21 protein-coding genes and 4 tRNA genes are annotated in these 24,254 nt (G+C 61.8%); 12 read left to right on the top strand and 13 right to left on the bottom strand.

All coding sequences use genetic code 11. From position 1 onward, the window contains the following. Positions 1–557: 557 nt before the first annotated feature. The 6 genes from kdpF to ACODSV_RS31220 all read left to right on the top strand — a co-directional run bounded on the left by kdpF (position 558) and on the right by ACODSV_RS31220 (position 8,693). Entirely contained in the window at positions 558–656 is a 99-nt protein-coding gene (gene kdpF, locus ACODSV_RS31245; protein ID WP_069075609.1) for a K(+)-transporting ATPase subunit F, read from the top strand. 107 nt (positions 657–763) lie between these two features. After that, positions 764–2,470 (top strand): potassium-transporting ATPase subunit KdpA, encoded by a 1,707-nt coding sequence (gene kdpA / locus ACODSV_RS31240; RefSeq protein ID WP_150055728.1) that lies wholly within the window; start codon positions 764–766, stop codon positions 2,468–2,470. A gap of 10 nt (positions 2,471–2,480) precedes the next feature. Continuing rightward, the gene (kdpC, locus tag ACODSV_RS31235; protein ID WP_150055729.1) at positions 2,481–3,140 is read left to right on the top strand and encodes a K(+)-transporting ATPase subunit C; all 660 of its coding nucleotides are present in this window, start codon (positions 2,481–2,483) and stop codon (positions 3,138–3,140) included. 12 nt (positions 3,141–3,152) lie between these two features. Then, the gene (kdpB, locus tag ACODSV_RS31230; protein WP_454843872.1) at positions 3,153–5,222 is read left to right on the top strand and encodes a potassium-transporting ATPase subunit KdpB; all 2,070 of its coding nucleotides are present in this window, start codon (positions 3,153–3,155) and stop codon (positions 5,220–5,222) included. A gap of 130 nt (positions 5,223–5,352) precedes the next feature. Next, positions 5,353–8,004, top strand: a complete 2,652-nt coding sequence (locus ACODSV_RS31225) for a sensor histidine kinase (protein WP_150054072.1) — start codon at positions 5,353–5,355, stop codon at positions 8,002–8,004. Next, complete coding sequence (locus tag ACODSV_RS31220; protein ID WP_024074372.1) at positions 8,001–8,693, top strand: response regulator; 693 nt, start codon at positions 8,001–8,003, stop codon at positions 8,691–8,693. The genes ACODSV_RS31225 and ACODSV_RS31220 overlap by 4 nt, the downstream gene beginning before the upstream one ends. A gap of 191 nt (positions 8,694–8,884) precedes the next feature. Here the strand turns inward: ACODSV_RS31220 and ACODSV_RS31215 are convergent. The 5 genes from ACODSV_RS31215 to ACODSV_RS31195 all read right to left on the bottom strand — a co-directional run bounded on the left by ACODSV_RS31215 (position 8,885) and on the right by ACODSV_RS31195 (position 9,544). Next, a tRNA-Asp gene (locus tag ACODSV_RS31215) sits at positions 8,885–8,961 on the bottom strand. A gap of 19 nt (positions 8,962–8,980) precedes the next feature. After that, positions 8,981–9,056 (bottom strand) — tRNA-Val (locus tag ACODSV_RS31210). Next, complete coding sequence (locus ACODSV_RS31205) at positions 9,047–9,292, bottom strand: hypothetical protein (protein ID WP_454843873.1); 246 nt, start codon at positions 9,290–9,292, stop codon at positions 9,047–9,049. Before ACODSV_RS31205 ends, ACODSV_RS31210 begins: the two co-directional genes overlap by 10 nt. A gap of 80 nt (positions 9,293–9,372) precedes the next feature. Further along, positions 9,373–9,449 (bottom strand) — tRNA-Asp (locus ACODSV_RS31200). 19 nt (positions 9,450–9,468) lie between these two features. Next, a tRNA-Val gene (locus ACODSV_RS31195) sits at positions 9,469–9,544 on the bottom strand. A gap of 159 nt (positions 9,545–9,703) precedes the next feature. On the opposite strand from ACODSV_RS31195, the gene rdgC reads away from it, so the two are divergent. The 3 genes from rdgC to sugE all read left to right on the top strand — a co-directional run bounded on the left by rdgC (position 9,704) and on the right by sugE (position 12,117). After that, entirely contained in the window at positions 9,704–10,624 is a 921-nt protein-coding gene (gene rdgC, locus ACODSV_RS31190; protein ID WP_150055529.1) for a recombination-associated protein RdgC, read from the top strand. A gap of 107 nt (positions 10,625–10,731) precedes the next feature. Then, entirely contained in the window at positions 10,732–11,697 is a 966-nt protein-coding gene (locus ACODSV_RS31185) for a bile acid:sodium symporter family protein (protein ID WP_150056563.1), read from the top strand. A gap of 105 nt (positions 11,698–11,802) precedes the next feature. Beyond that, positions 11,803–12,117, top strand: a complete 315-nt coding sequence (gene sugE, locus ACODSV_RS31180) for a quaternary ammonium compound efflux SMR transporter SugE (protein ID WP_024074363.1) — start codon at positions 11,803–11,805, stop codon at positions 12,115–12,117. A 129-nt stretch (positions 12,118–12,246) separates the two neighbouring features. Here the strand turns inward: sugE and ACODSV_RS31175 are convergent, their stop codons facing one another. The 4 genes from ACODSV_RS31175 to ACODSV_RS31160 form a co-directional block, all read right to left on the bottom strand. Next, positions 12,247–14,115 (bottom strand): MFS transporter, encoded by a 1,869-nt coding sequence (locus ACODSV_RS31175; RefSeq protein WP_102625527.1) that lies wholly within the window; start codon positions 14,113–14,115, stop codon positions 12,247–12,249. Between the two features lie 57 nt (positions 14,116–14,172). Then, positions 14,173–15,321: a TDT family transporter gene (locus ACODSV_RS31170; RefSeq protein ID WP_024074361.1), complete on the bottom strand. Its 1,149-nt coding sequence runs from the start codon at positions 15,319–15,321 to the stop codon at positions 14,173–14,175. A 107-nt stretch (positions 15,322–15,428) separates the two neighbouring features. Next, complete coding sequence (locus ACODSV_RS31165) at positions 15,429–15,740, bottom strand: cupin domain-containing protein (protein ID WP_024074360.1); 312 nt, start codon at positions 15,738–15,740, stop codon at positions 15,429–15,431. A 43-nt stretch (positions 15,741–15,783) separates the two neighbouring features. Then, the gene (locus ACODSV_RS31160) at positions 15,784–16,977 is read right to left on the bottom strand and encodes an MFS transporter (RefSeq protein WP_069075600.1); all 1,194 of its coding nucleotides are present in this window, start codon (positions 16,975–16,977) and stop codon (positions 15,784–15,786) included. A gap of 91 nt (positions 16,978–17,068) precedes the next feature. Here ACODSV_RS31160 and ACODSV_RS31155 point away from each other — a divergent pair, with 91 nt between their 5' ends. Next, positions 17,069–17,614, top strand: a complete 546-nt coding sequence (locus ACODSV_RS31155) for a TetR/AcrR family transcriptional regulator (protein WP_150054613.1) — start codon at positions 17,069–17,071, stop codon at positions 17,612–17,614. Between the two features lie 122 nt (positions 17,615–17,736). Here the strand turns inward: ACODSV_RS31155 and ACODSV_RS31150 are convergent, their stop codons facing one another. The 4 genes from ACODSV_RS31150 to ACODSV_RS31135 all read right to left on the bottom strand — a co-directional run bounded on the left by ACODSV_RS31150 (position 17,737) and on the right by ACODSV_RS31135 (position 20,913). Beyond that, positions 17,737–18,516: an ABC transporter permease gene (locus ACODSV_RS31150; RefSeq protein WP_024074357.1), complete on the bottom strand. Its 780-nt coding sequence runs from the start codon at positions 18,514–18,516 to the stop codon at positions 17,737–17,739. Continuing rightward, complete coding sequence (locus ACODSV_RS31145; protein ID WP_024074356.1) at positions 18,513–19,445, bottom strand: ABC transporter ATP-binding protein; 933 nt, start codon at positions 19,443–19,445, stop codon at positions 18,513–18,515. Before ACODSV_RS31145 ends, ACODSV_RS31150 begins: the two co-directional genes overlap by 4 nt. Positions 19,446–19,579: 134 nt before the next feature. Further along, complete coding sequence (locus tag ACODSV_RS31140; protein WP_150055851.1) at positions 19,580–20,197, bottom strand: glutathione S-transferase family protein; 618 nt, start codon at positions 20,195–20,197, stop codon at positions 19,580–19,582. Positions 20,198–20,253: 56 nt separating this feature from the next. Beyond that, positions 20,254–20,913, bottom strand: coding sequence for a transglutaminase-like domain-containing protein (locus tag ACODSV_RS31135; protein WP_024074354.1), 660 nt, complete (start codon positions 20,911–20,913; stop codon positions 20,254–20,256). A gap of 201 nt (positions 20,914–21,114) precedes the next feature. Between ACODSV_RS31135 and ACODSV_RS31130 the strand changes: the two genes are divergently transcribed. Both ACODSV_RS31130 and ACODSV_RS31125 read left to right on the top strand, forming a co-directional pair. Further along, positions 21,115–23,562, top strand: a complete 2,448-nt coding sequence (locus tag ACODSV_RS31130; protein WP_150055852.1) for an acyl-CoA dehydrogenase — start codon at positions 21,115–21,117, stop codon at positions 23,560–23,562. A 75-nt stretch (positions 23,563–23,637) separates the two neighbouring features. Continuing rightward, entirely contained in the window at positions 23,638–24,045 is a 408-nt protein-coding gene (locus ACODSV_RS31125; RefSeq protein WP_010567536.1) for a PA2817 family protein, read from the top strand. Positions 24,046–24,254: the final 209 nt, after the last annotated feature.

Genomic DNA, 24,254 nt, shown 5'->3' with positions numbered 1-24,254 from the left:
GCTCTTATTGGGGCTGCTGCGCAGCCCAACGCGGGGCAAGCCCGCTCGCCACAGGGGTAGGGGAGCCTCCCGCATTTAGATTGCATTACGTCAGGCAGAGGCTGTGCTGTTCTGCTTTTCGTAAAGAGTTCGTATAGTTTGCCCATTCGCCATAACGATTATGTCGCCTCTATTGAGCAACTAACCCCGGACACTTTACCGTCACTTCCTACCCCCCACCCCCGTAGGAAGTCATCGTGGAAAGTTCAACTTTAGGCATGGTTGTCCTGTCAATGATTGCGCTCTTTGGCACCGCCGCGTTTTGTTTCGAACACCTCGCCACCCGTAGCGAGAAGAAAAAGAAGGCCAAATAAGCAGGCCATCAAAATCAGCAGAACCCCAGTTTTTCAAGGGATACCCGGGCGGCGGGCTATCCCTTGTTTTCGTTCGTCCGGCAAAACCTCGTCTATATACCGTCTTAATACCGGGGCCACTAATCAGTGCCCGAGCTTGATACCCCAGCGCTTAACCTCCCCCGCGTCCGCCATTGCGGCTTATTCATTCAGGGGAGTTACACCGTGCTCACACTCACGTTCATCTATATCGCCAGCGGCTTCTGTGCCGTGGGGCTGTTCGCTTACTTGGGCTATGCCCTTATTCGCGCAGAAAAATTCTAGGGAGTTCGCCATGTACGACCTGATGTTTATTGGCATCTCCCTGGTGTTTTTTGTTGCGACTGCCATGGCCATTGTCGCCATGGGCAAGATTTGAACGGAGCCACGACATGTTAAGCACTGTGCTGGAATTTGCGCTGGTCCTGGGGTTGATGACGGGGCTCGCCGTATTGATGGGCAAATGGCTGACCCGGGTGTTTACCGGGACGCAGCATGCCTTGCCGGAACGCTGTACCTATCGCCTGTTGGGCATTGACCCACGGGAGAGCATGAACTGGGCTCGCTACGGTTCGGCGCTGCTGTTATCGGACGCGGCGATGATGCTGCTCGGTTATTTCATCCTGCGCCTGCAGGCGGTGATGCCGATCAACCCCTTGGGGCTGGCCGCACAAACCCCGGACCTGGCGTTCAACACCGCCGTGTCCTTTATTACCAATACCAACTGGCAGGCGTATTCGGGTGAAACCAGCCTGTCGAACTTCAGCCAGATGGCGGTCATCACCTTTCTGATGTGCGTCGGCGCCACCTCCGGCGTGGTCGCGGCAGCCGGCTTCATTCGCGGTTTGAGCCGTTCCAGTTCGGGCGATATCGGTAATTTCTGGGTCGACTTCACCCGCACGCTCTACCGCGTGATGCTGCCGCTGTGCGTGGGCATGGCGCTGGTCTATGTGTGGCAGGGCATGCCGCAAACCTTCGCCTCCCAGGCACTGGCGACAACGCTGGAAGGTGCGCAGCAGCAACTGATTGTCGGTGCGGTGGCCAGCTTTGAATCGATCAAGCATATCGGCACCAACGGTGGCGGCTTCTTCAGCATGAACGCCGCCCACCCCTTCGAAAACCCGACACCGCTGACCAACGCCCTGCACATCCTCAGCATGTTGCTGATCCCCTCCGCGCTGACCTACACCTTTGGCAGCATGCTGTTGCAGCGCCGTCAGGGCTGGGTGTTTTTCGGCACCTTCCTGGTGTTGTTCATCGGCTTCCTCGCACTGGTCTACGGCGCCGAGCAAAACGGCAACCCGCTGCTGACCCAGGCAGGTGCCAACCAGACCCTGTCGCTGGAACAAAGCGGCGGCAACATGGAAGGCAAGGAACTGCGTTTCGGTATCGCCGACAGCAGCCTGTTTATCGCAACCACCACCGCGGCCACCACCGGCTCGGTCAACACCATGCATGACTCGCTGACCCCCATGGGCGGCTTCGTGCCCCTGGCACAGATGATGCTCAACTGTGTGTTCGGCGGCGACGGCGTGGGCTTTATCAACCTGATCCAATACGCCCTGCTGACCGTGTTCCTGGTGGGCATGATGATTGGCCGCAGCCCGGAATTCCTCGGCAAGAAAATCGAAGCCCGGGAGATGAAACTGGTAATGCTCTCGGTACTCGCGCACCCCATCAGCATCCTTGGTTTCACCGCCCTCGCCGCCCTCTGGCCCGACACCATGGCCAGCCTCAATAACCTTGGCCCGCATGGTTTCAGTGAGGTGCTGTACGCCTACACCTCGGGCACCGCCAACAACGGTTCGGCCTTTGCCGGATTGAACGCCAATACGCCGTTTTTCAACACCACCATCGGCCTGGCGATGTTGATCGGGCGCTTCTTCACCCTGCTGCCGATGCTGGCCGTGGCCGGCTCCCTGGCGATGAAAAAAACCGTACCTGCCGGCGCCGGCACCATCCCCACCGCAACCCCGCTGTTCATGCTGCTGGTGGTGTTCGTGGTGCTGGTGGTGGGCGGCCTGACCTTTTTGCCGGCGCTCGCGCTCGGCCCGCTGGTGGAGCAACTGCAGTTGCTGTCCGGCCAGACGTACAACTGAGGACACCTGGATGACGACTCAATCGATATTCAAAGGGCTGTTGCGCCCAGTGCTGGTTTCGGCGGTTTTTTTCATGCTGCTGACGGGGCTCGCATACCCGGCGTTCACCACCGTTGCCGCACAGCTGTTGTTTCCGTTCCAGGCCCGGGGTTCGCTGATTGAACGCGACGGCCTGGTGATGGGCTCGGCGCTGATCGGCCAGCACTTCACCCGCCCGGAATACTTCCACGGCCGCCCGAGCATGACCCTCGGCGCCGACCCGCAAGACCCGAGCAAAAGCGTCTCACAGCCGTACAACGCAGGCTCCAGCGGCGCGAGCAACCTGGGCCCCACCAGCCAGAAGCTGGTGGACCAGGTCGCCGCACGCGTCCAGGCCTATCGCCAGGACAACGGCCTGGCCACCGACGCGCAAGTGCCGGTGGACGCCGTCACCGCCTCCGCCTCGGGCCTCGACCCGCATATCTCGGTGGCCAACGCGCGGCTGCAACTGCCAAGGGTCGCCCGCCTGCGGCAACTCCCCGAAGCCGAGCTGCTGCAACTGGTCAACGCCCACACCACCGCGCGCACCCTCGGTTTGCTCGGCGAACCACGGGTCAATGTGCTGCAACTCAACCTTGCGCTGGACGCCCGCCTGCCATCGCGTCAGCCCCCCATTGCGGCCAGTGAGTAAGAGATTTCCCCCATGAAGAATGCTCGTTTACCTCTGTTTGATCGCAGTATCGTGCTGACTGCCTGTGCGGACGCGTTCAAGAAACTGCTGCCCCAGGCCCAGTGGAAAAACCCGGTGATGTTCGTGGTGTACCTGGGCAGCATCCTTACCACGCTGCTGTGGTTCCAGTCCCTCGGTGGCCAGGGTGAAGCGCCCAGCGGCTTTATCCTCAGCATCACCTTGTGGCTGTGGTTCACCGTGCTGTTCGCCAACTTTGCCGAAGCCCTGGCCGAGGGCCGCAGCCGGGCCCAGGCCGCGAGCCTGCGCGGGATGAAACGCCAGACGCTGGCCAAGTTGTTGCAACAGCCCAAGCACGGCGCGGCGTGGCTGCCGACGGAAGCCACGCTGCTGCGCAAAGATCAGGTGGTGCTGATCGAAGCCGGCGACCTGGTACCGCTGGACGGTATCGTGATCGAAGGCGTCGCCTCGGTGGACGAAAGCGCAATCACCGGCGAATCGGCGCCGGTGATTCGCGAGGCCGGTGGTGACTTTTCCTCGGTCACGGGCGGCACGCGGGTGCTGTCGGACTGGCTGGTCGTACGCATCAGCGTCAACCCTGGCGAATCGTTCCTGGACCGCATGATCTCGATGGTCGAATCGGCCAAGCGTCAGAAAACCCCGAACGAAGTCGCCCTGACCATCCTACTGGTGGGCCTGACCTTGTTGTTCCTGCTGGTAATTGCCACGCTGAGCCCCTACTCGATCTTCGCCGTGGCCATGAGCGGTACGGGCAGCGTGGTCAGCGCCACGGTGCTGGTGGCCTTGCTGGAGTGCCTGATCCCGACCACCATCGGCGGCCTGCTCTCGGCCATCGGCGTGGCGGGCATGAGCCGCATGATGTCGGCCAATGTCATCGCCACCTCCGGGCGGGCGGTCGAGGCGGCGGGTGATGTCGACGTCTTGCTGCTGGACAAGACCGGCACCATCACCTTGGGCAACCGTCAGGCCAGCAGCTTTTTGCCCGCGCCAGGGGTGAAAGAAGCCGAGCTGGCGGACGCCGCGCAACTGGCCTCGCTGGCCGATGAAACCCCGGAAGGCCGCAGCATTGTGGTCCTGGCCAAGCAAAAGTTCGACATCCGTGGGCGGGACATCAACGCCCTGGGCGCCAGCTTCGTACATTTCACTGCACAGACGCGCATGAGCGGCGTCGACCTGCCCGAAGGCCGGGCGATTCGTAAAGGCGCAGCCGACGCGATCCGCAGTCATATCGAAGCCTTGGGGGGCAGCTTTCCGGCTGCCTTGCAGGCCAAGGTGGATGAAGTGGCACGCCGCGGCAGCACGCCGCTGGTGGTATCGGATGGCGCCAAGGCACTGGGCGTGGTCGAGCTCAAGGATGTGGTCAAGGGCGGTATCAAGGAGCGCTTCGCCGAGTTGCGGCGCATGGGCATCAAGACCGTGATGATCACCGGTGACAACCGCCTGACCGCCGCCGCGATTGCCGTGGAGGCCGGCGTGGATGACTTCCTCGCCGAAGCCCGCCCGGAAGACAAGCTGCAACTGATCCGCGACTACCAGGCCCAGGGCAAGCTGGTGGCCATGACCGGCGACGGCACCAACGATGCGCCGGCACTGGCGCAGGCCGATGTGGCGGTGGCGATGAACAGCGGCACCCAGGCCGCCAAAGAGGCCGGCAACATGGTCGACCTGGACAGCAACCCGACCAAGCTGATCGAAGTGGTCGAGGTCGGCAAACAGATGCTGATGACCCGCGGCGCCCTCACCACCTTCAGTGTGGCGAATGACGTGGCCAAGTACTTCGCGATCATCCCGGCGGCGTTTGTCGCAACCTATCCCCAGCTCGGTGCGTTGAACGTGATGCAGCTGAGCAGCCCCAACTCGGCGATTCTCAGCGCGGTGATTTTTAACGCACTGATCATTGTCGCGTTGATTCCCCTGGCCCTGCGCGGCGTGACTTACCGCTCGATCGGCGCGGCGGCCTTGCTCAACCGCAACCTGCTGATCTATGGCCTGGGCGGGGTGCTGGTGCCGTTTGCCGGGATCAAGCTGATCGACCTGCTGCTGACGGGATTGGGCCTCGTATAGCGCCCCACCCACTGTAGGCGCGAGCTTGCTCGTGAAGGGCGTTAACGATAACGCGGGAAACCTGACACCCAACGGCACCCTCAGGTTTTTCACGGGCAAGCTCGCGCCTACAGACAACTAGAGGAAGAATATGCCCGCCTTAAACGATGCACGCCCCGACCCCGACGCCTTGCTGGCGCGGGTACAACAGGAAGAACAGGCCGCCTTGCGCGGCAAATTGCGTATCTATTTCGGTTCCAACGCCGGCGTGGGCAAGACCTGCGCCATGCTCGAAGCAGCGCAACGCGAGGTCGCCCTGGGCCGTGACGTACTGGCTGGCGTGGTGGAAACCCATGGTCGTGCGGAGACCGCCGAACGGCTCCACGGCCTGGAGCAACTGCCCCGCGCCAATCGCCTGCACGGTGAGTTTGCCCTCACCGAATTCGACCTCGATGCCGCCCTGCTGCGCCATCCCGCCGTGGTACTGGTGGATGAACTGGCTCACAGCAACATCCCCGGTTCGCGCCATCCCAAACGCTGGCAAGACGTGGAAGAACTGCTCAGCGCCGGCATTGATGTATGGACCACCCTCAACGTGCAACACCTGGAAAGCCTGAATGACCTGGTCAGCGGCATCATCGGCATTCGCGTGCGCGAGACCGTGCCGGATCATGTGTTCGATAACGCTCACGAAGTGGTGGTGGTTGACCTGCCGCCCGACGATCTGCTGCAACGCCTAAAGGACGGCAAGGTGTACCTGGGCCCTGCGGCAGCACGCGCATCGCAGCATTTTTTCCGCAAGGGGAACCTGTTGGCCCTGCGCGAATTGGCGTTGCGGCGCACGGCGGATCGGGTCGACACGCAGATGCGCGTGTACCGTCGCGAACAGTCGATCAAGACCCTGTGGCCCGCCCGCGAACGGCTATTGGTGGGTGTGGCCGGTGATGCCGGCGATGAACGCCTGGTGCGTGAAGCGGCGCGCCTGGCGCAAAAGCTGGAGGCGGACTGGATTGTCGTGCATGTCGCCTCCGCCCAGGGGCGCGGTGCCAGGCGCTACCTGAGCGCGATTAAAACCTTGGCCCTGGCCAGCGAATTCGGCGCCGATACGGCCACGTTGCCGGGCATGGACGTGGCGCAAGCATTGGTCGCCTGTGCCCGTGAGCACAACGCCAATCGCCTGGTGCTGGGCCATCACCCGCGCCAGGCCTGGCGGTTCTGGCATCAATCGGTCAGCGACCGGATCAGCCACCATCATCCGCAAATCGACCAGATCGTGATGGCCCACGGGGTTGTGCCCGACAGGCCCCTGATCGTCGAAAAACCTTCGCCCGTGCCGGGCAGGGCCTTGGCCTATGGGTGGGCCAGCCTTGCCTGTTTCGCCGCCAGCGCCGTCGCCGCGTTGCTGTTGCAAGTGTTCGACCTGGCCAACGTGGTCATGCTGTTTTTACTCACGGTGGTGCTGGTGGCCCTGCGGTATGGACGCGGCCCCGGCGTGTGGGCAGCGATGCTCGCGGTGCTGTGTTTCGACTTCTTTTTCGTGCAGCCGCGCTATTCCTTCACGGTCACTGACACCCAGTATTTTTTCACCTTTGCGCTGATGCTCGGCATCGCCTTGATCACCGGGCAACTCACCGCACGCCTGCGCCACGAAGCGCGCACCGCCGCCGCGCGCGAACGCCGTGCGACCTCCCTGGCGCGGCTGGCGCGTGACTTGTCGGCAGCGTTGACCGTGGAACAAATCAGCGAAGTCGCGCTGCGCACGTTCAGCGGCGTGTTCGAAGCCCGCGTCGGCCTGGCCCTGCCGGACGCCGCCGATGGCATACACAGCGTGGGCGCAGGCGGGCTGCCGATGGATGACAGCATCGCGCAATGGACCTACGACCACGGCCATGCCGCCGGCCACGGCACCGACACCCTATCGGCGGCCAAGGGCTGCTACCTGCCGCTCAAGGCGCCTATGCGCGTACGCGGTGTGCTGGTGCTGGAACTGGCCCAGAGCGAACGGCTGAACGACCCACAGGAACGCCGCCTGCTGGAAGCCTGCATGAGCCAACTGGCGATTGCCCTGGAGCGCGTGCATTTTGTCGAGGTGGCGCAAAACACCCTGGTGCAGATGGAGGGTGAAAAAATGCGCAATACCCTGCTTGCGGCGATTTCCCACGACCTGCGCACACCATTGACTACCTTGATCGGTGCCGCCGACACCGCCCTGCCCCACGCCCCACCGGGGCCGTTGCGCGAGTTGTTGCACGGCATCCACGAACAAGCCACGTCGATGCAGCGCCTGATCGAAAACCTGCTGGACATGGCGCGCATGCAGGAACGCGGCGTGCGCCTGAACCGGCAATGGCACTCCCTTGAAGAAATCGTCGGCAGCGCCCTGCGCCAGTTGCGCGAGCCGTTGGCGCGGCATCAGGTGCACACCTCGCTCGACGCGCGGTTGCCGCTGGTGGACGTCGACGCGCTGTTGATCGAACGCGTGCTGGTCAACCTGCTGGACAACGCGGCCAAGTACACCCCACCCGGCACCACCATCAGCGTCGCGGCCCACGCCACGTCGGACAGCATCGTGCTGATGGTCAGCGACACCGGCCCGGGTCGGGCCCCGGCCAATCTGTTCGAACCGTTTGCGCGCGGCCAACAGGAGTCTTCCGTGACCGGCATCGGCCTGGGCCTCGCGCTGGCCAAACGTATTGTCGAGGCACACGGCGGGCGTATCGAGGCCAACCCAGGGCGTACCTGCGGCATGCATTTCATCATCACGCTACCGGCGGGCACTCCGCCGTCCATGGAATCCCTATGAACACTGCACGTATTCTGATTGTTGAAGACGAAGCCAATATCCGGCGCTTTGTCGGCATCGCCCTGCAAGACGAAGGGTTCCAGGTGTTCGAAGCCGATAGCGTCAAGCGCGCCTTGATCCACGCCGCCAGCCGTCAGCCGGACCTGGTGATCGTCGACCTCGGCCTGCCGGATGGCGATGGCAAGCAACTGATCAGCGAGCTGCGCGGCTGGCTGGCGGTGCCGATCCTGGTGCTATCGGCACGTGATCGCGAAGAAGAAAAAGTCGCCGCCCTGGACGCCGGTGCCGATGACTACCTGACCAAGCCCTTCGGCGTGCCCGAGTTACTCGCCCGCATCCGCGCCCAACTGCGCCGGCACGGGCAGACCGGCAGCGTGGCGGCCACCAGCAAAGTGGCGTTTGGCGAGATTGAAGTCGACCTCGCCACCCATGAGGTCTGGCGCAAGGGCCAACCGGTACACCTCACACCCATCGAATACCGCCTGCTCTGCGCGATGGTGCGCGGCCAAAGCCGGGTGCTCACCCATCGCCAGCTACTGCTGGAGGTGTGGGGCCTGGATTACGTGGATCGCGCCCACTACTTGCGGGTGCACATGGCGCACCTGCGCCAGAAACTGGAGGAGGACCCCGCTCAACCGCAGTACTTCATTACCGAGTTGCAGGTGGGCTATCGGCTGATGGGGTTGTGAACAGGCGTTCGGCGGCGACGTCCAGGAACACGCGGATTTTCGGGGTCAAGCCCGATGAACAGCGCATCGCGTTCTACTGCGTGCTGGACGAATTCTTCCAGCCGCTTTGCCAAACCCCAGACAGCAAAAAGCCCGCTCAATGAGCGGGCTTCCTGTGGTACCTGGCGTTCAGCGTTCCAGGTGACCGAATATGGCGCAGCGGACGGGACTCGAACCCGCGACCCCCGGCGTGACAGGCCGGTATTCTAACCGACTGAACTACCGCTGCGCGTAACACTTGAAGCGAATGGTGGGTGATGACGGGATCGAACCGCCGACCCTCTGCTTGTAAGGCAGATGCTCTCCCAGCTGAGCTAATCACCCTTCACTTTCGGTGTGGGGCGCATCATATACGAAAAATCTGCAATGTGTTGATTTAAATGCAATTTATTTGAAATAAATTTTCGACCAGCGTGCGCGGCCCCGAAAACACCGAGTTTGTACGGTGAACCGCGTAACTTCATGGTCAGCACGCGGTGGGATTTCTGATCCACGCCTAAAAAACGCCGCCGATCATCGGAAATGATCGGCGGCGTTTTGGTCTGCCGGAGCGTGTTCATAAACCCCAGACAGCAAAAAGCCCGCTCGATGAGCGGGCTTCCTGTGGTACCTGGCGTTCAGCGTTCCAGGTGACCGAATATGGCGCAGCGGACGGGACTCGAACCCGCGACCCCCGGCGTGACAGGCCGGTATTCTAACCGACTGAACTACCGCTGCGCGTAACACTTGAAGCGAATGGTGGGTGATGACGGGATCGAACCGCCGACCCTCTGCTTGTAAGGCAGATGCTCTCCCAGCTGAGCTAATCACCCTTCGTTTCGGTGTGGCGCGCATTCTACGGAGCGCCCCCAGGTCTGGCAAGCACTTTCTTAAATCTTTTTTTTGATAGCTTCCAATGGCTTAGGCAGGGTTGGCCTCAGCCGCTATCAAGAGAATAATGCCCCCCTTTGTATAAAGGAGAGACTCACCCCATGTGGTTCAAGAACCTGCTTATCTATCGCCTGACCCAAGATCTGCCTGTTGATGCCGAGGCGTTGGAAGCGGCCATGGCCACCAAACTGGCGCGCCCATGTGCAAGCCAGGAGTTGACCACTTACGGTTTCGTCGCGCCCTTCGGTAAAGGTGAAGATGCTCCCCTGGTTCACGTCAGCGGCGACTTCCTGCTGATCGCCGCGCGCAAGGAAGAACGCATCCTGCCGGGTAGCGTGGTGCGTGATGCGGTTAAGGAAAAAGTTGAAGAGCTGGAAGCCCAACGTGGCAGCAAGGTCTATAAAAAAGAACGTGATCAGATCAAGGATGAAATCATCCTGTCGTTCCTGCCTCGTGCGTTCGTCCGTCGCTCTTCGACCTTCGCCGCCATCGCGCCGAAACAGGGCCTGATCCTGGTCAACTCGGCCAGCCCGAAACGCGCCGAAGACCTGCTCTCCACCCTGCGTGAAGTGATCGGCACCCTGCCGGTGCGCCCACTCACCGTGAAAACCGCGCCCACCGCCATCATGACCGACTGGGTCACCACCCAGAAACCGGCCGATGACTTCTTCGTCCTCGACGAATGCGAACTGCGCGACACCCACGAAGACGGCGGCATCGTGCGTTGCAAGCGCCAGGACCTGACCAGCGAAGAAATCCAGCTGCACCTGAGCACCGGCAAAGTCGTGACCCAACTGTCCCTGGCCTGGCAGGACAAGCTGTCCTTCATGCTCGACGACAAGATGACCGTCAAGCGCCTGAAGTTCGAAGACCTGCTGCAAGACCAGGCGGAACAGGACGGTGGTGAAGAAGCCCTGGGCCAACTGGATGCCAGCTTCACCCTGATGATGCTGACCTTCGGTGACTTCCTGCCGGCGCTGATCGAAGCGCTGGGCGGCGAAGAAACCCCGCAGGGCATCTAAGCCGTGTGAAGATCAAAATGTGGGAGGGGCAAGTCGAATCGTCGCCCCGCCCCTCCCACATTTGATCGCATTTGCATTTCAAAAATCGAATAAAAAAGGACACCCCCATGCGCGCACTCGCCGCCTTGAGCCGCTTCGTCGGCAATACCTTCGCCTACTGGGTGTTGATATTTGCCGTGCTGGCCTTCTTCGAACCCAACGGGTTCATCGGCCTGAAAAGCGCCATCGTCCCGCTGCTGGGCCTGGTGATGTTCGGCATGGGGCTGACCCTCAAACTTGAAGACTTCGCCGAAGTCGCTCGCCACCCGTGGCGCGTGGCCCTGGGCGTAGTCGCACACTTCGTGATCATGCCGGGCGTGGCCTGGCTGCTGTGCCAGGCCTTCCACCTGCCGCCGGAAATTGCCGTTGGGGTGATCCTGGTCGGCTGCTGCCCAAGCGGCACCTCATCCAACGTGATGACCTGGCTGGCCCGAGGTGACCTGGCGCTGTCGGTGGCCATCGCCGCCGTCACCACCCTCCTCGCCCCGCTGCTCACCCCGGCGCTGATCTGGCTGCTGGCCTCGGCCTGGTTGCCGGTGTCGTTCATGGAGTTGTTCTGGTCGATCCTGCAAGTGGTGCTGCTGCCGATCGTGCTCGGCGTTGTCGCGCAACGCGTGCTCGGCGAGCGGGTCCGCCACGCCGTGGACGTACTGCCCCTGGTGTCGGTGGTCAGCATCGTGATCATCGTCGCCGCAGTAGTGGCGGCGAGCCAGGCGAAGATCGCCGAATCGGGCCTGCTGATCATGGCCGTGGTGATGTTGCACAACAGCTTCGGCTACCTGCTGGGCTACTTCACCGGCCGTGTGTTCAAGCTGCCATTGGCCCAACGCAAGTCGCTGGCGCTGGAGGTGGGCATGCAGAACTCCGGGCTGGGCGCCGCATTGGCCAGCGCGCACTTTTCTCCGTTGGCGGCAGTGCCGAGCGCGCTGTTCAGTGTCTGGCACAATATTTCCGGGGCGTTGCTATCGACCTACTTCCGCCGCATGAGCGAGAAGGAAGACCGTCGCATGCTGGAAAACACCCCGCAAACTTGATCGCATGATCCATTTTCGGCACTCTACCGAGCTTCGCGGGGACGACCTCGCGACGCTCTCGAGCGCACATCAGGGGACGACCCCGCTTTTGCAAGGGAGGTCATCATGTCCTGGATCATTCTATTGTTTGCCGGCTTGTTTGAAGTCGGCTGGGCCGTCGGCCTGAAGTACACCGACGGTTTCAGCAAGCCGCTGCCCACGGCGCTGACGATTGCCGCCATGGCCATCAGCCTCGGCCTGCTTGGCCTGGCCATGAAGGAGCTGCCGCTGGGCACCGCCTATGCCATCTGGACTGGCGTGGGAGCGGTGGGCACGGTGATTGCCGGGATTATCCTGTTCGGGGAATCCATGGCGTTGTTCCGGCTGGCCAGTGTGGCGTTGATCATTTGCGGGCTTGTCGGGCTCAAGATCAGCGCTTAGGCCACTACCACCATCGGGGGCAAGTCGAATCGTCGCACCGCCTCCCACACTAGACCGCGATCGTCAGAACAACGTGATCAAATGTGGGAGGGGGCATGCCCCGATGAGGCCGGTACATCCAGCACAGAACTACCTGACACTCCCCCGCAAAGCGCCAACGACCTCCTGCAATCTCGCAGGCGTCGGACCCTCCACCGGCTCACCCGCCACCAGCACGACGCGCGACCAGATGCGATGGAAGAAGCCTTTGTTCGGATCGCGACTGAAGAAACTCCCCCACAACCCCTGCAACGCCATCGGGATCACCGGCACCGGGGTCTCCTCAAGAATGCGCGTCACGCCACCACGGAACTCGTTCATCTCGCCGTCAGCCGTCAACTTGCCTTCCGGGAAGATACACACCAACTCTCCGTCCTTCAGGTATTGGGCAATCCGCGTGAAGGCTTTTTCGTAGATCTGGATATCCTCATTGCGCCCGGCAATCGGGATCGCCCCCGCGGTGCGGAAGATAAAATTCAGCACCGGCAAGCGGTAGATCTTGTAGTACATGACGAAGCGAATCGGCCGACGCACCGCGCCGCCAATCAACAGCGCATCGACAAACGACACGTGGTTACACACCAGCAACGCCGCGCCTTCATCCGGGATCAGCTCAAGGTTGCGATGCTCCACGCGATACATGGAGTGGCTGAGCAGCCAGATCATGAAGCGCATGGTGAACTCGGGGACGATCTTGAAGATGTAGGCGTTGACCGCGATGTTGAGCAACGACACCACCAGGAACAGCTCAGGAATCGACAACTTGGCCACGCTCAGCAGCAGGATCGAGACAATCGCCGAGACCACCATGAACAGCGCGTTGAGAATGTTGTTGGCGGCGATCACCCGCGCTCGTTCGTGCTCGGCGGTGCGCGACTGGATCAGTGCATACAGCGGCACGATATAGAACCCGCCAAACACCCCCAGGCCGAGGATATCCAACAACACCCACCACGCCTGGCCATAGCTGAGCACCGCCAGCCAGTCATTGGCCTGGACGTTCTGCGGGAAGCCGCCCGAATGCCACCACAGCAGCAGGCCGAACACGGTCAGGCCAAAGGAGCCAAACGGCACCAGGCCGATCTCCACCTTCCGCCCGGAGAGCTTTTCGCACAGCATCGAGCCCAGGGCGATGCCCACCGAGAACACCGTGAGGATCAGCGTCACCACGGTTTCGTCGCCGTACAACCACTCCTTGGCATAGGCTGGGATTTGCGTCAGGTAGATCGCGCCGACAAACCAGAACCATGAGTTACCGACGATGGAGCGCGACACCGCGGGGGTCTGGCCCAAGCCCAGGCGCAAAGTCGCCCAGGATTGGCTGAAGATGTTCCAGTCCAGGCGCAGTTGCGGGGTGGACGCCGCCGCGCGCGGAATGCTGCGGCTGGCCAGGTAACCCAGCACCGCCACGCCGACGATCGCCGCCGACACCACCGGCGCATAGTGGGTGGAAGACATCATGATCCCTGCGCCAATGGTGCCGGCCAGGATCGCCAGGAACGTGCCCATCTCCACCAGACCGTTGCCGCCCACCAATTCATCGTCGTGCAGGGCCTGGGGCATGATCGAATACTTCACCGGGCCGAACAGCGCCGAGTGCGTGCCCATGGCGAACAGCGCCAGCAGCATCAGTTCCAGGTGATTGAACAGAAAGCCCGTCGCGCCGACGGCCATGATCACAATCTCGCCAATCTTGATCGCGCGGATCAACGCATCCTTGTTGAATTTCTCGCCAAACTGGCCGGCCAGCGCCGAGAACAGGAAGAAGGGCAAGATGAACAACAGCGCGCACAGGTTGACCCAGATCGAGCGGTCACCGTCGATGGTGAGCTTGTAGAGAATCGCCAGGATCAGCGATTGCTTGAAGATGTTGTCGTTGAAGGCGCCCAGCAACTGGGTGATGAAAAACGGCAGGAAACGCCGTGTGCGCAGCAAGGTGAATTGTGAGGGGTGGCTCATCGTCCGTGTTCCTGCGTGGCCTGTTATTGATCAGGCCACGACTTTACCTAATCGCGCTTACTTATTCCCTAGTCCTGCAATACACGGCGAAACAAAAAGCTCACCTTTATAGGCGCCCTGCACAGTGCGCTTGGCAACGACCAGCCACATCAGCGTCAACGCGCCCACCAGCACACTGCCAAATGCGCTGAAGAAGCCCAGGTGCAACAGGCTCGACAGCTTCAACGTGGCCAGGGCATATACCCCCAGCGGGAAGGTAAAACCCCACCACCCCAGGTTGAACGGGATACCGGCGCGCAGGTAACGCAGGGTGATCAGCACCGCGATCAGCATCCACCACAAGCCGAAGCCCCACAGGGTCATACCCGCCACCAGGCCCAGGCCGTTGGCCATTTCACCGACGCCGGGCAAACCATTGGCGGCAAAGATCGCCGGCGCATCGCCGCCCAGCACCAACATACCCAGGGCACCGGTACCGATGGGGCCGAGGGCCAGCCAGCTCGATGCGGCCATATTGGCGTGAGGCAATTTATGCAAGGCCATGCGCAGCATCAGGATGGTCAGGATACTGAACGCCACCGGCAGGGAGAACGCCCACAGCACGTAACTGGTCACCAGCATCACCAGTTGCGAATGGGCGTCGACCAGGTGCGGCGCCAGCAGGCCACCGCTGGCCGCCGCCACTTCGGCCGCGACCACCGGCAACAGCCATACGGCGGTCATCTGGTCGATGCTGTGTTCCTGGCGGGTGAACATCATGAACGGGATCAGCACGCCGCAGGCCAGGGACATGGCCACATCCAGCCACCAGAGCAGCTCGGCCAGGGGCAGCACATCACTCCCCCAGCGTGGCAGGCCGAACAACAACAATCCGTTAAGGATGGTCGCCAGGCCCATGGGGATAGTGCCGAAGAACATCGAGACGGTGGAGTGCCCGAAAATCCGCCGGGCCTCGTGGAAAAACATCACCCAACGCGCCGCATACAGGGCACTGAACAGCAGGAACAAGCCTATGGTGAACAGCCACAGTCCTTCGGCAATGGCGCGCAAACCCGGCAGGTCGAACGGTAATTGAGCCAGGGCCAGCGCAAGCACGCCGGTGCCCATGGTCGCGGCAAACCAGTTGGGGGTGAACTGGCGAATCACTTCCCGGGGACGGGCCAGGTGACTGAAGGGCTTGTAGCTGATGGTATTCGAGCAGGTCATGATGGCAATCCTCTTCCTCGCATGAGGTTGAGGCCATGGTAGAACCTGATCGAATATCTATATAACGGGTAATATCTCTAACTGTTATCTATTTTACCGATATGCGCTCAAACGCTGCCTTCGCTTTCGATCACCAGGATGCGCGCAGGGCCCTGGGGATGCGCCACATGTTCGGTGCCGACGCCGGCGTAGAAAATGTCGCCCACGGCCAGCTCAGCCACCTGCTCCATGCCGCCGTCGCGGTAGTGCATATGCACCCGGCCATCGAGCACCACGAACACTTCCTCACCATCGTTGACGTGCCAGCGGTACGGCTGGTCGGTCCAGTGCAAACGGGTGGTGATGCCGTTCATGTTGGCGATATCCAGCGCCTCCCAGGCGCGGCTGCCGGTGAAGTCCTTGCTGCGGATGATCTTCATGCTTGAATCTCAAGGCGGTCGGAGATCGCCGATTATGAGCGCATCACGGGCTCGATGTCGCCTTGGTGCGGGTGTAATCCTGCAGCAGCAGCGCCGCCAAGGCACTGAGTGCCAGCACGATCAGCGACACGCCATACGCATCGGTGGTCGCGATCAACCCGAAGGTGCGCGTCAGGTTGCCCGCCAACAGCGATGGCACACAGAACGCCAGGTAACTCAGGACGTAGAACGCCGACATCAAGCCGGCGCGCTCATGGGGCAAGGCCAACGGTACAACGCTGCGCAAGGCGCCGAGGAACCCGGCCCCAAAACCACTGCCGGCGATCAGCGTCGCAAGGAAAAACAACGGCAGGCTGGCAGCGTGCACGGCACTGAGGATCAGCGCGACGCCCACCGCCAGCAACACGGCGCCCAGGCGCAAGGTCTTGTCCGCCGGGCGATTGCGCAGGCTGAAAATCATCAGCGCACCGCTCAAGGTCAACACCGCTACCAGCCCGCCGCCGATCAGATTGGACGTCGACCCCGTGGCCGCCCGTACCAGCGAAGGCGCCAGGGACAGATAGAACCCGCCCATGGCCCACACTGCGATATCCACCGGCAGCGCAATCCACAGCGCGCGGCGCGCCTGGAGCGGCACATGCAAGGTGGGCCACAACGAGGCCAACGCGCCAGGGATCCGACTGACGGTTTCCGGCAGGCGCCACACATACACGGCCTGCAACACCATCAGGCTCAAGAGTGTCCAGTAGATCAAGGTGGTGGGAAACGGCGCGAATTCCACCAGCAGGCTGCACCCCATGGCGCCACACGCCATCCCCAGCAAGGGCGCGACGCTGTTGATCAGCGGCCCGTGCTGGCGGTCGGTATCGAGCAGCGCGGCACCCAGTACCGCCGTGGCCATGCCGGTGGCGAAACCTTGCAGGGTCCGCGCGGCGATCAGCCAGGCCACGCTGTCTTCATGGATAAACAGCAGCATCGCCAGCATCTCGAGGAGCAGTGCGGTGAAGATCACCGGCTTGCGCCCCAGGTGGTCCGACAGCGAACCTACGGTCAGCAACGCCACCAGCAGGCTCAAAGCGTATACCCCGAAGATCAGGGTCAGCATGCCCGCTGAAAAATGCAGGCCCTCCTGATACAGGTGATACAACGGCGTCGGCGCGCTGGAAGCCGCCAGGAACGTCAGCAAAGTGATCGCCAGGAACACCAGGCTGGAACGGTGTGAAGTCAGGTTGGACATGGGCACGCTCCGCTAAAGCTAATATTTTGCTTTTGCGCAGTGTGCGACCGATCAGGGCTTAAAGCAAATTCTTTGTGTTAAGGTCACACCCATGGCGATAAAAGAAGGCCTCCGCCCGGGGGGCCGCAGTGCCCGGGTACAAGAGTCCGTCCATGCGGCGGTGCGTGAACTGCTGGAAACCCATGAGCGTTCCAGTGTCACCGTGCCGATGATTGCCGCGCGCGCGGGCGTCACCCCCTCAACCATCTACCGACGCTGGGGCGACCTCTCCGTGTTGCTCGCGGACGTGGCCCTGGCCCGTATGCGCCCCGACAGCGAGCCGGCCAACACCGGCAGCCTGCGTGGCGACCTGCAAGCCTGGGCCGAGCAATACCTGGATGAAATGAGTTCGGAGCCGGGGCGCAACATGATGCGCGATGTGCAGTGCCGGGCGACGCCTGGGTACTGCGTGAGCATCCTCAGCGGGCAGCTCCAGGCGATTGTCGATCGCTACCCGCACGACACGCCGCCACCGCCCAGCGTGGATCACCTGATCAACCTGCTGGCGGCACCGACGGTGTTTCGTATTCTGTTCTCGAGCACACCGCTGACGGTTGAAGAACTGCACGAGCTGATCGAGCTGGCATTGCAGACCTGACACACATCTAAATGTGGGAGGGGGCTTGCCCCCGATAGCGGTCAGTCACCCTTGCACTGACTGATCCACCGCTATCGGGAGCAAGCCCCCTCCCACATTTTTCCCCACGTTCAGGTCAGTGCTCAGGTACGCATGCCGCGCCCGCTCACCAGCAACTTCGCGCAACCGATATACAACACCACCGTGGCCACGATCATGAAGGTGATCGCCACGCTGATCTTGATGTCCGACACGCCAAGGATGCCGTAGCGGAACGCGTTGACCATGTGCAGCACCGGGTTGGCCAGGGACACTGTCTGCCAGAACGGCGGCAGCAAGGTGATGGAGTAGAACACTCCGCCCAGGTAGGTCAGTGGGGTCAGCACGAACGTCGGGATGATCGAGATATCGTCGAAGTTGCGTGCAAACACTGCGTTGATAAACCCCAGCAACGAGAAGATCGTCGCCGTCAGCACCACCACCAACAGGGTGACCCCCAGGTGGTGCACTTGCAGGTGGGTGAAGAACAGCGACAGCAAGGTCACGATCACACCGACCATCAAGCCTCGCAGCACGCCACCCAGTGTGTAGCCGATCAGGATGGTGTGTGGCGACACCGGCGAGACCATCAGTTCTTCGATGGAACGCTGGAATTTGCTGCCGAAGAAACTGGACACCACGTTGCCGTAGGAGTTGGTGATCACCGACATCATGATCAGGCCGGGCACGATGTACTCCATATAGGTGAAGCCACCCATGTCGCCGATCTGCCGGCCGATCAGGTTACCGAAGATCACGAAGTACAGGACCATGGTGATCGCCGGTGGCAGCAGGGTCTGCGGCCAGATCCGGGTGAAGCGCTTCACTTCGCGATAGACAATGGTCTGCAGCGCGACGAGGTTGGGTTGCAGTTCAGAACTCATACCGCCACCTTCGCCAGGTTTTTTTCCACCAGGGACACGAACAACTCCTCAAGGCGATTGGTTTTGTTACGCAGGCTCAACACTTCGATGTTCTGGGTCGCCAATTGGCTGAACAACGCAGTGATGCCCATGGCTTTGTCCACCTGGACTTCCAGGGTGTGGCCGTCGACCAGGCGAGTCGGGTAGCCGACCAGTTGCGGCGGTACCGACAGGTTGTTTTTCAGGTCGAGCACGAACGTCTCCACATGCAACTGGCTCAGCAGGTTACGCATGCTGGTGTTCTCGACGATGGTGCCGTGGTCGATGATGCCAATGTTGCGGCACAGCTGCTCGGCCTCTTCCAGGTAGTGGGTGGTGAGGATGATGGTGATGCCTTTCTCGTTCAGCTCGGTGAGGAAGGTCCACATCGAGCGACGCAGTTCGATGTCCACCCCGGCGGTGGGCTCATCGAGGATCAACAGGCGCGGTTCGTGCACCAGCGCGCGGGCGATCATCAGGCGCCGCTTCATACCGCCGGAGAGCGAACGCGAAGGCACGTCGCGTTTGTCCCACAGGCCCAGTTGGGTCAGGTACTGTTCGGCGCGTTCCTTGGCGATTTTCGCCGGAATGCCGTAGTAACCGGCCTGGGTCACGACAATGTCGAAGGTCTTTTCAAACTGGTTGAAGTTGAATTCCTGGGGCACCACACCGATGCAACGCTTGAGCGCCGCCGGGGATTGGTCCAGGTCATGGCCAAAAATATTCACCGTGCCGCTGGTCTTGTTGACCAGGGTCGAAAGGATACCGATGGTGGTGGATTTGCCGGCACCGTTGGGGCCAAGCAAGGCGAAGAAATCACCTTCGGCAACGTCCAGATCGATACCACTCAGGGCCTGGAAACCGTTGCCGTAGGTTTTGGTTAGCTGCCGGATGGACAGAGCGGAACTCATATCGGAATACGCACCAAAGAAGAGAATAGGAACAATAGATGAGGGCGCAGCCCACGTAGTTCAACGGCGGCGCATGACAAGCATGGTGCTTGCCCGCGCCGCACAAGTACAGTCACCTGTATTAATAGTCAGTATTAAGTCAACGCGGTCATGACCGCTTTGCGGTAGGCCGGCCGTTGTTGCAGGCGCTGGTACCAGGCCTCTAGATGGGGCATCGAAGGGCGTTCGATGGGCATTTCAAACCAGGCGTAGATAAAGCAGCCCAGGGGGATATCACCCATGCCGATCTCATTACCTGACAGGTAGGGTTGGGTGGCAAGGGCCTGGTCGACGGTTTTGAGCGCATCGATGCAGGCTTGGCGCCCGGCGTGGATGGTGTCCCAGTTCTGTTTGTCAGCGGGCGTGCGCACAATGCCCCAGAACACGCTCTTGAACGGTTCGGCGAGGGTCGACGTGGTCCAATCCATCCATTTTTCCGCGTTGGCCCGCGCCTTCAGGTCGCTCGGGTACCAGCTCGACGCCTGCTTGGCGCAGAGGTAACGCACGATGGTGTTGGACTCCCACAGGACAAAATCGCCATCTTCGATCACCGGCACCCGGCCATTGGGGTTCAACGCCCGGTATTGCGGCGTGTCGACCACGCCAAAAGCCCCGCCCGCATCAATTGCCTCATAGTCCAGGCCGAGTTCCTCGGCGCACCACAGTGCTTTCCTGACGTTTGATGAATTTTTACGACCCCAGATTTTCAGCATGACCGTGCCTTATTGTGAATGAACATGGCTGGATGAACGCAGCAGCATACGCCGCTTCACGCGCGGCTTAAATCACTGCGCAGATCGCCCAGCAGGCTCGGCATGTCGTCGGTAAACAGGTGCGGGTAACACTGCTGGAGATGGGCGAAGAAGAAAGCCTCGGGCACATCGGGAAATTGCCCATGATCCACCACGTACTCCATCGAGCGTTGCCCCTGGCGGTTGAACGCATGGAAAACACTGTCATTGACCCCGTCGAACTCCAGCGGCGGCACATCGAACAGCTCACACAATTGCTGGTTGAACGCGGGCGTCGCCTTGACCCAGCGGCCGTTCAAATAAAGCTCGGTGTAGCCGTGCATGGCGAACACATCACTTTTGAGCAGCGCAATCAGGCGCGGCGTCGACAGATGATTGCGCACGTCCGCCAGGCCGATGCGCGCCGGAATGCCACAGTGCCGCGCACAGGCGGCGAGCAAGGTGGCCTTGGGCACGCAATAGCTTTCGCCAGCCGCCAGGGCGAAGCTGGCGTTCAAGGTGCCTGGGTCGCGGCTGAAGGTGTAGGGGTTGTAGCGCACCGCCTCCCGTACGGCGTAATACAGGGCGACTGCCTGGTCACTTAAAACCGTGCGGGTACCGCGGTGTTTTTCGGCGAACTCCACCACGGCAGGGTGGTCACTATCGATGAAGCGGCTGGGACTCAGGTACGTATCCATGAGCTTGATCTCCGAGGGAAGCCTGGAGTTTAACGACAGGTGTGCCATGGAGATAACGACGAATCGGCCAAATGTCGGCGCCTGGTGATCGGTGATCCCACGGTGTTCCCAGTACCACTCGTAACGCCTGATCACCGCGCTTTCTCGGATGCCGACTAAGCTCAATGGTGGTTTTGCCCCTGGTTTCATGGAGGATTGAATATGCTGTTGTTGTGGATACTGGTTCTGGTGGTCGGCATTGCCTACCTGGCACACCGCCGCACCGCGCCTCTGCCTGCCCTGGGCGTGGTCGCCGTTTACCTGCTGGCGATGGGCGCCTGGAGCCACGCACCGGGTTGGCTGCTGCTGATCTTCTGGGTGCTGATCGCCCTTGTCGCCGCGCCGCTGCTGCTGCCAGACCTGCGCCGCCAATACTTCACCAAGCCGCTGTTCAGCTGGTTCCAGAAAGTCCTGCCGCCGATGTCCGAGACCGAGCGCGACGCGATCGATGCGGGCACCGTGTGGTGGGACGGCGAACTGTTCAGTGGTCGCCCCGACTGGGACAAACTGCTGGCCTACCCCAAGGCGCAACTGACCGAAGAAGAGCAGGCCTTCATCGACGGCCCCACCGAAGCCCTCTGCGCCATGGTCAGCGACTGGGAAATCGGCCAGGCCATGGACCTGCCACCCGCTGCCTGGGAGCACATCAAGACCCACGGTTTCTTCGCCCTGATCATCCCCAAGGAATATGGCGGCAAGGGTTTCTCCGCCTACGCCCACTCCCAGGTGGCCATGAAGCTCGCCACCCGCAGCGGCGACCTGGCCTCCACGGTGATGGTGCCCAACTCCCTCGGCCCGGCCGAACTGCTGCTGCACTACGGCACCGACGAACAACGCAACCACTACCTGCCACGCCTGGCCCGTGGCGACGATATTCCGTGCTTCGCCCTCACCGGCCCGCTGGCGGGCTCCGACGCCGGCGCCATGCCCGACACCGGGGTGATCTGCAAGGGTGAATGGGAAGGCAAGGAAACCCTGGGCCTGCGCCTGAACTGGGAAAAACGCTACATCACCCTCGGCCCTGTCGCGACCCTGCTCGGCCTGGCCTTCAAGGCCCATGACCCGGACCACCTGCTGGGTGAAGAAGAAGACCTCGGCATCAGCCTGGCGCTGATCCCGACCGATACGCCCGGGGTCAACATCGGCCGCCGCCACCTCCCCCTGGGCGCGGCATTCATGAATGGCCCCAACTCGGGCAAGGATGTGTTCATCCCCCTGGAATTCCTGATCGGCGGCCAGGAAATGCTCGGCAAGGGCTGGATGATGTTGATGAACTGCCTGTCGGTAGGCCGCTCGATCTCCCTGCCCGCCGTCGGCACCGGCGCCGCCAAGTTCACCAGCATGGTCACCGGCCAATACGCCCAGGTGCGCGAACAGTTCAACGTACCGCTGTCGGCCTTCGAAGGTATCCAGGAAGCCCTGGCACGTATCGGCGGCAATGCGTGGCTGATGGACAGTGCGCGGATGCTCACCGCCAATGCCGTCGACCTCGGGGAAAAACCCTCGGTGCTGTCGGCGATCCTCAAGTACCACCTGACCGAGCGCGGCCGCGAGTGCATCAGCCACGCCATGGACGTTCACGGTGGCAAGGGCATCATCATGGGCCCGAACAACTATCTGGGTCGCAGCTGGCAGGGGGCACCGATCTTCATCACCGTGGAGGGCGCGAATATCCTCTCGCGCAACCTGATGATCTTCGGCCAGGGCGCGATTCGCTGCCATCCCTTCGTGCTCAAGGAAATGGCCCTGGCCGGTCGCGAAGACCACGACCAGGCCCTGAAGGAGTTCGACGGCCTGCTGATGCAGCACATCGGGTTTGCCGTGAGCAACGCGGCCAGCACCCTGGTACTCAACCTCGGTGTCGGGCATTTCGAAAAAGCCCCGGGCAACCGTTTGAGCCAGCGCTACTTCCGTGCGCTGAACCGCCAGGCCGCCGCGTTCGCGCTGCTCGCCGACCTGAGCATGATGCTGCTGGGCGGCGAATTGAAACGCCGCGAACGCCTGTCGGCGCGCCTGGGTGATGTGCTGAGCCATATGTACCTGGCCTCAGCGGCGCTCAAGCGTTACCACGACCTGGATTCGCCGGACCACCTCGAACCGCTGTTCACCTGGGCCATGGAAGAAAGCCTCGGCGAGTCGGAGCGCGCACTGGATGAACTGCTGAGCAACTTCCCGAGCAAGGTGCTTGGCTGCCTGCTGCGGGTGATCGTATTCCCGTTCGGCCGTCGCCATACGGGGCCATCCGATGCGCTGGATGCCGAGGTGGCCGCGGTCATCGGCCGCGCCAAGGGCGACCCGACGCTCGAGGAGTTGCTGGCCGGCTGCTATCGCCCGCAATCGGTGGACGATCCCGTAGGCGCCCTGCAACACGCCTACGACCTGCTCGGCGCCAGTCATCCGCTGCAAAAGAAACTGCATGCTGCGCTCAAGAGCGGCCAGGTCAAGCCAACGGCCGGCGAGCCTGCCATCGACGCGGCGCTGCACGCCGGGGTGCTGCAACCGGCCGAAGCGCAGACCCTGCGCGACGCCGAGGCGGCACGGCGCAAGGTGATCGACGTGGATGATTTCAGCAAGGAAGAACTGGCCCAGGCAGAGGGCAAGGTCCGCTGAGTCCAGCGGTCATATAAAAACGGGCGCTGGGGCTATATACTCCTGCGCCCGTTTTTGCTTTAGAGGACTTATCTCGTGTCCAACGTCGTTGCCGATCATCTCGTCTTGCTCGACCACCTGCGCAGTATCCTGGTTGCCGTCGGCGAAGCCGAACAGGTGCCCGAGGAAAGCCACACCCTGTTCCTCGAACGCTTTGACGAACTGCGCGCCCTGCTGCCGATCGACCCGATCGAAAGCCAGTACCTGGGCCAGGACCTGATGAGCCAGGTCATCCTGCGCTACCCGCAGATCGCCCACCTCGTGCCGCGCGACCTGCTGTGGTTCTTTGGCGGCGACTGCCTGCACTTCATGCCCGACGAAGAATTGGACCTGTACCAGGCCCTGGAAGAACGTCGCTTTGAAGCCGAACAGAACGACGAACCGTTCGACTGGAACCAGGAAAAACAACTGCTGGCCATGCCACAGGACCAGAGCAAGCACTGATCCTTCAAGGCACTGCTGAACTGAATGTGGCAGCAAGCCCCTCAACCCTCAAATAAGTCACTGATGATTAAGAATTAAAATATCCTCTTAAATGACGGCTTTTTTACGGCGAGGGGCCCGTTGTGGCAAGCGGGCTTGTTGTGGCGAGCGGGCCTGTTGTGGCGAGCGGGCTTGCCCCGCGTTGGGGCGCGTAGCGGCCCTAAAACCAG

Source organism: Pseudomonas sp. FG86 (genome assembly GCF_057808775.1).
Note: the sequence above shows the minus strand (reverse complement) of the source record. Positions and strands in the feature narration are given on the sequence as shown.